General features: G+C 74.1%; 11 protein-coding genes. 4 read left to right on the top strand and 7 right to left on the bottom strand.

The window, feature by feature from the left end; genetic code table 11:
• Positions 1-137: 137 nt before the first annotated feature.
• On the bottom strand, positions 138-1,115 hold the full coding sequence (locus ACGF15_RS29025; RefSeq protein ID WP_345613683.1) for a CBM35 domain-containing protein: 978 nt from the start codon (positions 1,113-1,115) through the stop codon (positions 138-140).
• Positions 1,116-1,201: 86 nt separating this feature from the next.
• Entirely contained in the window at positions 1,202-2,848 is a 1,647-nt protein-coding gene (cdgB, locus tag ACGF15_RS29020; RefSeq protein WP_345613685.1) for a diguanylate cyclase CdgB, read from the bottom strand.
• A 398-nt stretch (positions 2,849-3,246) separates the two neighbouring features.
• Between cdgB and ACGF15_RS29015 the strand changes: the two genes are divergently transcribed.
• Positions 3,247-3,804: a flavin reductase family protein gene (locus tag ACGF15_RS29015; RefSeq protein ID WP_345613687.1), complete on the top strand. Its 558-nt coding sequence runs from the start codon at positions 3,247-3,249 to the stop codon at positions 3,802-3,804.
• A gap of 1,082 nt (positions 3,805-4,886) precedes the next feature.
• Here ACGF15_RS29015 and arfB read toward each other — a convergent pair.
• A complete protein-coding gene (gene arfB, locus ACGF15_RS29010; RefSeq protein WP_345613689.1) occupies positions 4,887-5,321 on the bottom strand; it encodes an alternative ribosome rescue aminoacyl-tRNA hydrolase ArfB in 435 nt (144 codons plus the stop codon).
• A 300-nt stretch (positions 5,322-5,621) separates the two neighbouring features.
• Between arfB and ACGF15_RS29005 the strand changes: the two genes are divergently transcribed.
• Positions 5,622-6,197: a TerD family protein gene (locus tag ACGF15_RS29005; protein WP_256524199.1), complete on the top strand. Its 576-nt coding sequence runs from the start codon at positions 5,622-5,624 to the stop codon at positions 6,195-6,197.
• 102 nt (positions 6,198-6,299) lie between these two features.
• Here the strand turns inward: ACGF15_RS29005 and ACGF15_RS29000 are convergent, their stop codons facing one another.
• Positions 6,300-7,700 carry a M1 family metallopeptidase gene (locus ACGF15_RS29000; RefSeq protein WP_392803263.1) on the bottom strand — a complete coding sequence of 467 codons (1,401 nt, stop codon included), beginning with the start codon at positions 7,698-7,700 and terminating at the stop codon, positions 6,300-6,302.
• 244 nt (positions 7,701-7,944) lie between these two features.
• On the opposite strand from ACGF15_RS29000, the gene ACGF15_RS28995 reads away from it, so the two are divergent.
• On the top strand, positions 7,945-8,445 hold the full coding sequence (locus ACGF15_RS28995) for a hypothetical protein (RefSeq protein WP_345613692.1): 501 nt from the start codon (positions 7,945-7,947) through the stop codon (positions 8,443-8,445).
• A 44-nt stretch (positions 8,446-8,489) separates the two neighbouring features.
• Here ACGF15_RS28995 and ACGF15_RS28990 read toward each other — a convergent pair whose 3' ends face one another.
• From ACGF15_RS28990 to ACGF15_RS28980, 3 genes are all read right to left on the bottom strand, one after another.
• Complete coding sequence (locus ACGF15_RS28990) at positions 8,490-9,179, bottom strand: pentapeptide repeat-containing protein (RefSeq protein WP_392803260.1); 690 nt, start codon at positions 9,177-9,179, stop codon at positions 8,490-8,492.
• Positions 9,180-9,241: 62 nt separating this feature from the next.
• Positions 9,242-9,634, bottom strand: coding sequence for a hypothetical protein (locus ACGF15_RS28985; RefSeq protein ID WP_392803257.1), 393 nt, complete (start codon positions 9,632-9,634; stop codon positions 9,242-9,244).
• 118 nt (positions 9,635-9,752) lie between these two features.
• Complete coding sequence (locus ACGF15_RS28980) at positions 9,753-10,241, bottom strand: GNAT family N-acetyltransferase (RefSeq protein ID WP_345613698.1); 489 nt, start codon at positions 10,239-10,241, stop codon at positions 9,753-9,755.
• A 230-nt stretch (positions 10,242-10,471) separates the two neighbouring features.
• Between ACGF15_RS28980 and ACGF15_RS28975 the strand changes: the two genes are divergently transcribed.
• Positions 10,472-11,863 (top strand): FAD-dependent oxidoreductase, encoded by a 1,392-nt coding sequence (locus ACGF15_RS28975; RefSeq protein WP_345613700.1) that lies wholly within the window; start codon positions 10,472-10,474, stop codon positions 11,861-11,863.
• Positions 11,864-12,004: the final 141 nt, after the last annotated feature.

Genomic DNA, 12,004 nt, shown 5'->3' with positions numbered 1-12,004 from the left:
GCAAGACGCTCGACTGGGATACCCCAGCCGAGCGTCTACGTGATCTACTCACCACCTGAAACCAAGTGGTGTTGCGACGACCCCTTGAACCCAAGGGCGCGGGGGCCGGCAGGTCGCGTCCGCGGCGCGGGGAGGGCTCAGCCCTTCTGGCCGGCCTCCAGCCACACCTGGTCCAGGTACGCCTCGCACGCGTTGCCCGGCTCGCAGGAGATCCGCAGGTCGTTCCTGCCCTTGTCGAGGTTGACGAACACGTAGGTGTTGGTCCAGCCCTTCTCCCAGTCGCCCTTCTTGGCCTTGGCGAAGTTCGCCATGTTGATCTCGCGCGGCTCCTGGCCGTTGAGCGTCAGCGAGGTCTTGGCGTCCTTGCCCGGCACGCTGTACGTGATGTACATCGTGTACGCACCGGCCTGGGGCACGTCGACGGACCAGCTCGCCGAGCCGCCCTCCCCGTTGAACATCACATAGGCACCGCCGGTGCCCTTGGCGCCCTGCACCGTGTTGGCCGCGCTCGCCGGACCGCCGAGCGTGAGGGTCGCCGCGTCCTGCTTGGGCAGCTCCACCGGCCCCTCGGGCTCCTGGGAGGACTCTCCGCTCGGCTCCGTCGAGGGGGCGGCGGTGGGGCTGGTGGCGGCGCCGGGCTCGGCGCCCGCCGTGTCCTTCTCGTCACCCTTCGACATCACCGCGACGCCGATCCCCACGACCACGACGGCCACCACGGCGATCGCGCCGATGAGCAGGCCCCTGGTGTTGGGGCCGCCCCGGCCCCGTCCGGGCTGTACCGGCGCCCCGGGCTGCCCGGGCCCACCCGCAGCGGGACCGCCCGGGTAGGTCTCGGGGGCCGCGTAGGCGGCGGTGGGCTGCTGCGCGTAGCCGGGCGGCGGGCCGTAGCCCTGCTGCTGCGGGGGGACCTGCTGGGCGTACTGACGGCGCTCGCCGACCGTGCGGACCTGGTTGTACGAGGTCCGCGGGACGCCCGGCGCCGCGGCCGGGCCCGGGTAGCCGTAGCCGCGGCCCTGTCCCGGCGGGGTCGCCCCGGCGGCCTGCCCGTCCTCGTACAGGTAGCCGAACGGGTCGTCGTCCTCGGGCGTGCCTGCGGCGTTGTTCGCGGCCGTCATCCAGTCACTCCTCACCTCTCGTCGACAGAATGTCGACGCCAGGCGAGCCTACCCGGTTCCACTCACCCGATCGGGTGTCCTGGACCTCATCCCGCCCGGCGGTGAACCTTGGCACGCGAGCGCTTCTCCACGTACATGCGCTGGTCGGCCGACTGGAGCACGTCCTCCACCGACATCCCGCAACTGGCCCAGCCGATTCCGAAGCTCGCCCCCACCCGTACACCCCTGCCGTCCACCCGGATCGGCTGGATGATCGCGTTGCGCAGGCGGACCGCGAGGTCGGCGGCGTCCGCCGCCCCGAGGCCGTCGGCGAGGACGACGAACTCGTCCCCGCCGAGACGGGCCACCGTGTCGCCGTCGCGCACCAGGGTGGTCAACCGACGGGCGACCTCGACCAGCACCGCGTCGCCGGTGTGGTGGCCGAAGCGGTCGTTGATCGACTTGAAGCCGTCCAGGTCGCAGAAGAGGACCGCCAGCCCCTTGGTCCCGTCGTCCTCGCCCTCCGGCGCCACCATGTGCACATGGTGGTCGTAGGGGCGACCCCCGCCCAGCGCGTCGAAGCCGAAGGCGTCCGCGTGGTAGGCGCCGTCCTCGTAGGCCTCGTCGTAGCCCGCGTCCAGCCCGCCGTAGCCGCCCGGGATGCCCGGGTTCGGGCGCTCGCACAGCCGTGCGCTGAGGCGGGCGCGCAGCTCGGCGCTGTTGGGGAGCCCCGTGAGGGCGTCGTGCGAGGCCCGGTGGGCGAGGTGCAGCTCGTGGCGCTTGCGTTCCTCGATGTCCTCGACGTGGGTGAGCAGGAAGCGGGGCCCGTCGGCGGTGTCGGCGACCACGGAGTTCCGCAGCGAGACCCACACGTAGCTGCCGTCCCGGCGGCTCAGCCTGATCTCCGCCCTGCCGCCCTCCGCCGAGGTCCTCAGCAGGGTGCCCACGTCCTCGGGGTGCACCAGGTCGGCGAAGGAGTAGCGCCGCATCGCCGAGGCCGGGCGGCCGAGCAGGCGGCACAGCGCGTCGTTCGTCCGCAGCAGCCTGCCGTGCTGGTCGCCGCCCATCTCGGCGATGGCCATGCCGCTGGGCGCGTACTCGAAGGCCTGGCGGAAGGATTCCTCGCTGGCGCGCAGGGCCTGCTGCTCGCGCTCCAGCCGCACCAGGGCGCGCTGCATGTTGGCGCGCAGCCGGGCGTTGCTGATCGCGATGCCGGCCTGCGAGGCGTACATCTGGAGCGCCTCCCGGCCCCAGGCGGCGGGGCGGCGCCCGTTGCGCGGCCGGTCGACGGATATCACGCCCAGCAGCTCCCGCCCGCTGCCGGAGGCGTACATCGGCGCATAGAGGCGGTCGCGGGGGTGCCACTCGTCCTCGAAGCGCGGCTCGGGGCCGTCGGTGTGCCACTGGGGGACGTCGTCCTCTATGAGGACCCAGCCCTCGGTGTGCGGTATGAAGCGCAGGTCGCCCCACGCCTCTCCCATGGACAGACGGCGCTCCCAGGAGGTCCGGGAGCCGACCCGGCCGGTGATCAGGGCCTCGGCGGCGGCGCTCCCGGCGAGGGCGGCGACCACCAGGTCGCCGTCGGGACGGACGAGGTTGACGCAGGCCAGCTCGTAGCCGAGCCCGGTCACGACGCCTTCGACGACGGTCTGGAGGGTGTCGGCCAGGCTGCGGGCCGTGTTCAGGTCCGTGACCACCCGGTGCAGCTGCCGCAGGGTCGCAAGACGGACATAGGGCTCCGACTCGGTCTCCATTGCTCGCTCGCTCTCCCCGAGACTTCGACAGCAAACTCCAGGGTGGTGATCAGCGTCCTCGTTCGGCCTATCTCGCGTGGTATCCCGGCCACTGAATCACAGCGAGCTGCCCTGTCGGTACACAGGGTCAACAAATACCGGCCTGTGTGAGTCAAGTCACAGCACCTGACGGATCGTTGGCCGGACCCCCGCTCGCCGCGCTCCTCACTCTCTTGAACGCACAACCATTGTGCCGCTTCCCGGACAGCTGCCGGGCAGGCGGGAGTTCCACGGGAAACGGTGGGGGACGTTCCGGGCAACGTCCGGGAAATGTACCTCCACCGGGCCAGAAGTCCTAGGTCCCGGCTGGTTCGCCGGGCCGATGCGCCCCGGTGATCGCCGGGGCTACCGTTCCCGGTGTGCTGCCGACGACCATCACTCCCACCCAGTCCGCCGTCCCCCATGCTGAGGGGGTGAGCAACGACGAGTTCCGCGCCGCCATGTCCCGACTGGCGGCGGGGGTGGTCCTGGTCACCGCACGCGACGAGGACCACGGGCCGCGCGGCGAGGACGTGGGCATGACGGCCACCTCCTTCCTGTCGGTCTCGCTGGACCCGCCGCTGGTCCTGGTGAGCCTGCGCGGCGGATCGCGGATGGACGACCTGCTGTCCGAGCAGCCCCTGTGGGGGGTGTCCGTCCTCTCCGAGGACCAGCGGCAGATCGCGGGGCGCTTCGCCATGAAGGGCCGCGTCAGCGACCGGCTCCTGTTCGCGGACCTCGCCTGGGAGCGAGGCGGGGTGTGCGGGGCACCGCTGATCGGAGGGGCGCTGGCGACGCTGGAGTGCCGCACCGAGCAGCGGATCGAGGCGGGCGACCACACACTGGTCGTCGGGCGTGTCCTGGCGGTCTCCACGGACGGGGCGGAGGGCGGCGGGCCGCTGGCGTACTTCCGGGGGCGCTACCGCAGGCTGGGCTGAGGCCGACGGGCCGCGAGGTGGCGGGGCCGGCGAGGGTGCCGGCGAGGGGGCGGGGCGGGCGGAACCGTTGTGCGGCCCTCGTCCGCGCGGGGGAGCGACGCTCGCGTCACGGAACGGAGTTCGCGCCGCGGAGCGGCGCACTCGGCTCCGAGCAGCGCTCACAGCTCGGATCAGCGCTCGCCCTACGGAGCGGCGCTCACGCCGCAGGGCGGAGTCCGCACCCCGGGCAGGTGCTCGCACCACGGAGCGCTGATCACGTCACGGAGCGGCGCCCACGGCTCGGAGCGGCGCTCACGGCTCGGAGCAGCGCTCACGCCGCAGGGCGGAGTCCGCACCCCGGGCAAGCGCTCGCACCACGGAGCGCTGATCACGTCACGGAGCAGCACACACGGCTCGGAACAGCGCTCACCCTACGGAGCGGCGCTCACGCCGCAGGGCGGAGTCCGCACCCCGGACAAGCGCTCGCACCACGGAGCGCTGATCACGTCACGGAGCAGCGCACACGGCTCGGAGCGGCACTCGCCCTACGGAGCAGCGCTCACGCCGCAGGGCGGAGTCCGCACCCCGGGCAGGTACTCGCACCACGGAGCAGCGCTCACGGCTCGGAGCGGCACTCGCCCTACGGAGCGGCGCTCACGCCGCAGGGCGGAGTCCGCACCCCTGGGTAAGTGCTCGCACTGCGGAGCGCTGATCACCGCACGGAGCAGCGCACACGGCTCGGAGCACCGCTCACCCTACGGAGCAGCGCTCACGCCGCAGGCCAGTGAGCGCGCATCGGAGCGGTGCCCACACGGCGGGGCAGGGCTCACCCCGCGAACCACAACTCGCACCCCAGAACAGCGCACACGGTCCAGAGCGATGCTCACACCATGGAGCGGTGCTCACACCACGGGGCAACGCCCGCGCCACGGGGCGGTGAGCGCACATCGGAGCGCTGCTTCACCGCATCCGCACGGCCCGGGAAGTGGCACCCGGCCAGGGGCGCGACCCGGGCCCGGGCCCCGCCGGTGAGCGGCCTCGTGAGGAGCAGCCCCGCCCTGAGCGCGCCCGGCGCGCGGCAGGGCTCCGGGCCACCGCGGCGACTACCAGTCGCGGCCCGAACGGCCCCGCTTGGTCTCCGCACGCTGCTTCTTCTCCCGCAGGCGCCGCTCGTTGATGCCCCGAGGGATCTTCGTCGGCCTGCGCGCCCGGGGCGGCGGCGCCGTGGCCTCCGCCAGCAGTGAGGCGAGCCGCACCGCGGCGGCCTCCCTGTTGCGCCACTGGGAGCGGTGCTCCGAAGCGCGAACGGCGATCACACCACCGACGAGCCGACCCGAAAGCCGCTCCAGCGCGCGCTCCTTCCACACCGGGGGCAGTGCCGCCGTGGACGCGAGATCGAAGCGCAACTCGACCTGCGAGTCGCTGGTGTTGACGTGCTGGCCGCCCGGCCCGGAGGAACGCGAGAAACGCCACATCAGCTCGGCCTCCGGCAGGGAGACCGAACCGCGGATGACATAGGGACCGGACATGCCCTCCATGGTCCCGCGCCCGCGGCCTGCGCGTCACCCTCATTTTCCCGCTCGTGCGCGTCGCCCTCCTTCCCGCGTGCGCGGCCCCTCTGTCCCGCTCGTGCACGCCGCGGCCGCCCGTGCGGGCGCCCGGCGGACCGCCCGGCTCCACGCCCGATCCCGTGTCCGCCGCCCACCCCCGGACGGGAACCACCCCGCCGCCGAGGGAACCCACGGATCCCCTGCCGGCGTTATGACCGGTGACGGTAACGTCGCAAGGACTCGACGGCCATCACCGTCGCCCGCACACGAACCGAAGGGGACTTCCCGATGGCAGTAAGCCTGTCCAAGGGCGGAAACGTCTCGCTCACCAAGGAGGCGCCGGGCCTGACCGCCGTCACGGTCGGCCTCGGCTGGGACGTCCGCACCACCACCGGCACGGACTTCGACCTCGACGCCTCGGCCATCGCCGTGAACGGCGCCGGCACGGTCGCCTCCGACGGCCACTTCGTCTTCTTCAACAACAAGTCGACGCCGGACCAGAGCATCGTCCACACCGGCGACAACCGCACCGGCGAGGGCGGCGGCGACGACGAGCAGATCAACGTCAACCTCGCCGCGCTCCCGGCGGACATCGACAAGATCGTCTTCCCGGTCTCCATCTACGACGCGGTCACCCGCTCGCAGAACTTCGGCCAGGTGCGCAACGCCTACATCCGGATCGTCAACCAGGCCGGCGGCGCCGAGATCGCCCGCTACGACCTGAGCGAGGACGCCGCCGTCGAGACCGCCATGGTCTTCGGCGAGCTCTACCGGCACGGCGCCGAGTGGAAGTTCCGCGCTGTCGGCCAGGGCTACGCCTCCGGCCTGGAGGGCATCGCCCGCGACTTCGGCGTCAACATCTGACGTCCCCGAGGGGCCGGGCGCACGCGCCCGGCCCCTCGGCCCGCCCTGCCACGCAGGCGCGCGGCCCCGCCCCGCAGCTCCTGCCCCGGAGCCCCCGCCGCGTCAGTCCGTCAGCGGGGGACGCCCCCGGCCGAACAGCCAGGCGTCCCACACCTGCGACAGCTCGCGCCCGGACCGCCGTTCCGCGTACGCGGTGAAGTCCGCGGTGGACGCGGTGCCGTGGCGGTGCTCGGCGGCCCAGCCCCGGAGCAGGGCGAAGAACTCCTCGTCGCCCAGCACGGCGCGCAGTCGGTGCAGGACCATCGCACCACGCCCGTACACCGGGGGTGCGAACAGCTCCGCGGGGCCGGGCGGTTCGGCCGGCGGGAAGGCCCAGTTGCCGTCGTCGCCGTACGCCTCGGCAAAGCGGTCCGCCACGGACGGACCCCCCGCTTCCGCCTGCCACAGCCACTCCGCGTAGGTGGCGAAGCCCTCGTTCAGCCAGATGTCGGACCACCGGGCGGGGGAGACCGAGTTGCCGAACCACTGGTGCGCCAACTCGTGGAGGAGCGTCGGCTCGTCGAACCGGTCCAGCGGGAACACCGGCCGCGACTGCGTCTCCAGCGCGTACTCCAGGTCCCCCGACGGCACGACGATCGCGCCTGCCGAGGAGAACGGGTAGGGGCCGAAGCGCTCCTCGCACCACGCCAGAAGCTCGGGGATGCGGCGCAGCAGCGGCTCCGCCCGCTCCTCCGCTTCCGGGGACACCGCCGTCACGACCGGCAGCCCGGAGGGCGTGTGCACGGTCTCGACCCGCAGCTCCCCGATGGCCAGCACCGCCAGATGCCCCGCCATCGGCTCGGTCGAACGCCATGACTGGACCGTGCGCCTGCCCTCCGTGCGCGGGGCGCGCGGCTCCCCGCCCGCGACCGCCCGCAGGCCCCGCGGGACGCTGACGGTGACGGCGTAGGTCGCCTTGTCCGAGGGATGGTGGTTGCCCGGGAACCAACTCGCCGAGCCGGCGGGCTCGCCCACGGCCAGCGCCGCGCCGTCCGACCGCAGCCAGCCCTCGCGGGAGCCGTCGGCGTCCGTCACCGTCTCGGGGACCCCCGAGTAGCGGACCACGGTGCGGAAGCGGTCCCCCTCGCGGATGTCGCGCCGCGGGCGGACCGTCAGTTCGCCGCCCGCCCGGTTGGCGGACGCCGGCCGCCCGTCGACGGCGACGTCCGCCACGGTGAGCCCGCGGAAGTCCAGGTGGAAGGCGCTGAGGTCCTGGGTGGCCCGGGCGGTGATCTCCGCCGTGCCCGCCAGGTGGCCGGATGCGGGGTCGTAATCGAGGTCGAGGCCGTAGTGCTGCACGTCGTACCCGCCGTTGCCGAGCTTCGGGAACAGGGGGTCCCGCAGACCGGCCGCCCCCTGGCCCCCGCGCACGGCGCCCGGACCGGGGACGCACGCCGCCAGGGCCACGGCGGACAGCGCGGAGACCACGGCGACGGCGGCCCGGCAGCGGGCGGACAGATTCACACCCGGATCCTAGGCAGCCGAGGACCCGAGCACCGAACCGCAGCGGGAGCCGGAGCCCGAGCACCGACCCGGAGCGGGAGCCGGAGCCGGAGCGGGACGTCCTCCGGCAGCTCGCCCCGGCGCCCCGGCCGCCCGGCCTCTTTCATCAGCGAGGCGGCTTCTCCCCGGGCCGGGGCCGCCGCTCCCCCGGACCCCGCGCGGCCCGAGCGGCACGGCACGGGGCGGCGCATGACACCATCCGAGGGTGCTCGACATCGGCTACTCGCTCTCCCGGCGCTTCCCGGACCCCCCGCAGACCGACTACCGCCACGCGGACGTCCACGCGCTGCGCCACGACCTCTTCTGCGGCGACGTCTACCTCGCGGACACCGAGGCGGACCGGGAGGTGTCCACAGCCTGGGGGTGGGTGCCGGTGCTCGACTTCGCCTGGGCCCTGTGCGACGTGGTGGAGCGGCTGGACCGCGACCCGCTCGGCAGCCGCTCGGCCACCCGGCACCACGCCGAGATCGACTTCACCGAGTCCACCGACCTGATGCTCTTCGAGCGGCGCTTCGGCTGGGTCGACGTGGAGGCCGACTGGATGCCCGGCGACGAGCCCCCGCTCACCTTCTCCCACACGGAACTGCGCCGCGAGGCACGGGACTTCCTCCACGACCTGATTGCCGACCTCACCGACATGCACGAGGACCTCGGCGGCAACCCCGCCGTCTGGGACCTCCAGGCCCGCTTCCCGCGCCTGCGCTGACGCCCCGGGGCCCCGGACCCGCCCTCCGGGGCCCGAACCCGTCCTCAGGGCCCGTCCGCCACCCGCAGGCCCGACTGCGCCGCGAACGCGGGGGCCAGCTCCATCAGCTGGGAGGGGCGCACCACGGCCCCGGCCAGCCGCTCCACCCCGCGGGCGATGTCCAGCTCCGCCGCATCGCGCAGGTCCACGTCGGCCATCCGCACACCCGAGAAGTCCACCGCGCGCAGCACGCAGTCGCGGAAGGCCACCCGCTCCAGCCGCGCCCCGCCGAAGTCCGCCTCCGTGAGGACGCACCCCTCGAAGACGACGTCCGTCAGCCGCGCCTCCCGGAGGTTGGCGTAGTCGAGCTTGCCGCCCTTCACCAGCACGCCGGTGAGCACCCCGCTGTGCAGCTGCAGCCCGCCCAGGCGCGCCTCGCGCACCTCGACGTCGCGCAGCGAGGCGCCCGCCAGGTCCGTCCCGACACCGCGCACCCCCTGCAGCACGCTGTCCACGAACCGCGCCCCCGTCAGCGCCGTCCCGCCCAGTGCGCACTCGCGCAGCGCGCAGTCGATGAACCGGGCGCCGGCGCCGCGCTGGCCGCCGAGGTCGAGGCCCCCGAACTCCACACCGTCGTAGTCCCCGTCCGCCTCCAGCTCCCCTCCCCCGAAGGGCTCCAGCGGCGGCAGCCGCACCTCCGTCACGCTGGGCTCCGCCACGACCCGCGCCACCTTCCTGCCACGTCCGTTCGCCATGCCCCCATGGTGGACCCGACCACCGACAACGCCCCCGAACCCGGCTGTCAGCGCGCAGGCCGTCAGGGGCCGCCGCTCAGGAAGGACTCCACGGCCCTGCCCGTCATGGGCACGACGACGGCCTCCTCCCGCGCGGGGCCGGGAAGGTGGGAGCGGTCCGCCTCCGCCCTCAGCAGCGCCGGACGGTCGCACGGGAGCACGCTCGCCCCGAGGCGGTCCACCAGGGCGGCGAGGAGGTCGAAGAAGTGGCCGGGCGGGAAGCGGGCGACGCCGATGCAGAGTTCGTTGACGTCCACCTCGACCTCGCGCCCGTCGGCCGTGCGGATCAGCAGGCCCTCCAGTGGGTCCGCGGCCCCGCCGACGGCGTACGGGCCCAGCACCTCCCGCACCGCGTCCAGGTCCAGGGGCTCCGGCTCCCCGCACCGGAAGCGGAGCACGAACAGCATCCGGCTCACAGCCCCGCCGCCCCGCCGCCGGCCGCCCCGGAGCAGAGCCCTCCCGGGCGGCGCGCGGCAGGCCCGCCGGGCCAGGCCCGGCACGCGGCGGGCCCGCCGGGCCCCCGGCCCCGTACGGTCATCCGTCCCCGCGCCCCTGCGCCCCGAGCGAGGCCAGGGCCGCGTCCGTCAGCCGGTAGACCGACCACTCGTCCTGGGGCCTGGCCCCCAGCGCCTCGTAGAAGGCGATCGACGGGGTGTTCCAGTCGAGCACCGACCACTCCAGGCGCTCGTAGCCGCGCTCGACGCACAGCCGCGCCAGCTCCGTGAGCAGCGCCTTCCCGTGCCCCCCGCCGCGCAGCCCCGGCCGTACGTACAGGTCCTCCAGGTAGATCCCGTGGACCCCGCGCCACGTCGAGAAGTTCAGGAACCACAGGGCGAAACCGGCCACCCGGCCGTCGTCCGTCTCCGCGATGTGCGCGAACGCCGCCGGACGCTCGCCGAACAGCGCCTCGCGCAGCTGCTCCTCGGTCGCCCTGACCTCGTGGAGGGCCTTCTCGTAGTCGGCGAGCTCCCGCACCATCTCGTGGATCACGGGCACATCGGCAGGCACAGCATGGCGAATCATGCCCACAGCCTGCCCTGCCCGGGCCGCGCGGCGCGATCCGGGGCCCTGGAACGCCCGAAGCGCCCGACGCGTCCACCGGCGCGCCCGACGGGAGCCGCCGACGGCGTGCGGGGCCCCGGACGCCCCGGGAGCCGCCGCCCGGAGGGCGCACCGCCCGGGTCGCCAAAGGCCGCCCCCGGCAGTAGATTCCCGCCACACGCAGGCGCACCACCGGCAGGGGAAGCACACACATGGACACCGTCAACGGCGGCATATCGTTCTGGTACGCACAGGACGGCACCCCCGCGCCCCGCGAGCCCCTCCCCGGCGACACCTCCGCCGACGTCTGCATCGTGGGCGGCGGATACACCGGCCTGTGGACGGCCTACTACCTGAAGAAGGCCGCCCCCTTCCTCGACATCACCGTCCTGGAGGCCAGGTTCTGCGGCTACGGGGCCTCGGGCCGCAACGGCGGCTGGCTCTACAACGGCGTCGCCGGACGCGGCCACCACGCCCGCCGCCACGGCCACGAGGCCGCCGTGCGCCTCCAGCGGGCCATGAACGGCACCGTCGACGAGGTGATCCGCACCGCGGCCGCCGAGGGCATCGACGCCGACATCCACCGCGGCGGCGTCCTGGAGGTCGCCCGCACCCCCGCCCAGCTCGCCCGGCTCAAGGACTTCCACAGCGTCGAGATCGCCTTCGGGGAGACGGACCGCGTACTGCTCGGCGCCCGCGAGACGGCCGAGCGCGTCCGCGTCCACGGGGCCGTCGCCTCCAGCTGGACCCCGCACGGCGCCCGCGTGCACCCCGTGAAGCTGCTCAAGGGGCTCGCCGCGGCCGTCGAGGCGCTCGGCGTCACCGTCCACGAGTCCACACCGGTCACGGAGATCCGCCCCCGGCACGCCGTCACCCCCTACGGCACCGTCCGCGCGCCCTATGTGCTGCGCTGCACCGAGGGGTTCACCGCCTCCCTCAGGGGGCACCGCCGCAGCTGGCTGCCGATGAACTCCTCGATGATCGCCACCGAGCCGCTGCCCGCGGAGGTCTGGGAGGAGATCGGCTGGACGGGCCGGGAGACGCTCGGCGACATGGCGCACGCCTACATGTACGCCCAGCGCACCGCGGACGACCGCATCGCACTCGGCGGCCGCGGTGTGCCCTACCGCTACGGCTCGCGCGTCGACGCCGACGGCAGGACGGCCCCCGCCACCGTCGAGGAGCTGCGCGAGGTCCTGGTGCGCTTCTTCCCCCGCCTGGCGGGCGCCCGCGTCGACCACGCCTGGTCCGGCGTCCTCGGCGTGCCCCGCGACTGGTGCGCCACCGTCGCCCTGGACCGCTCCACGGGGCTGGGCTGGGCGGGCGGGTACGTCGGGTCCGGCGTGGCCACCGCCAATCTCGCGGCGCGGACGCTGCGCGACCTGATCCGGCAGGACTCCGGCCAGGCGGGCCCCACCGAGCTGACCGCCCTGCCGTGGGTGAACCACCGGGTCCGCACCTGGGAGCCGGAGCCGCTGCGCTGGCTGGGTGTCCGGGCGCTCTACGCCGCCTACCGCCGGGCCGACCGCCTGGAGGCCGCCTCCCACACACAGTCCACCCCCCGGCTCGCCACCCTCGCCGACCGCGTCTCGGGCCGCGGCTGACGCACCGCGGGCGAGTCGCGCGGGAACGGCGAAGGCCCCCGGTCCTGCTTGGGTTCTAACGGTCCTCGCAACACCCGCGATCTGTGGGAGTTGCGAGGACCGTGGGCGTTGAGCGTGATGATCTTTCGGGGTTGCGGGAGC

The sequence above is a fragment of the Streptomyces sp. NPDC048001 genome, assembly GCF_043203115.1.
Taxonomy (GTDB): Bacteria; Actinomycetota; Actinomycetes; order Streptomycetales; family Streptomycetaceae; genus Streptomyces; species Streptomyces sanyensis.
The sequence above is the reverse complement of the archived record's forward strand: the minus strand, read 5'-3'. Positions and strand labels throughout refer to the sequence as shown.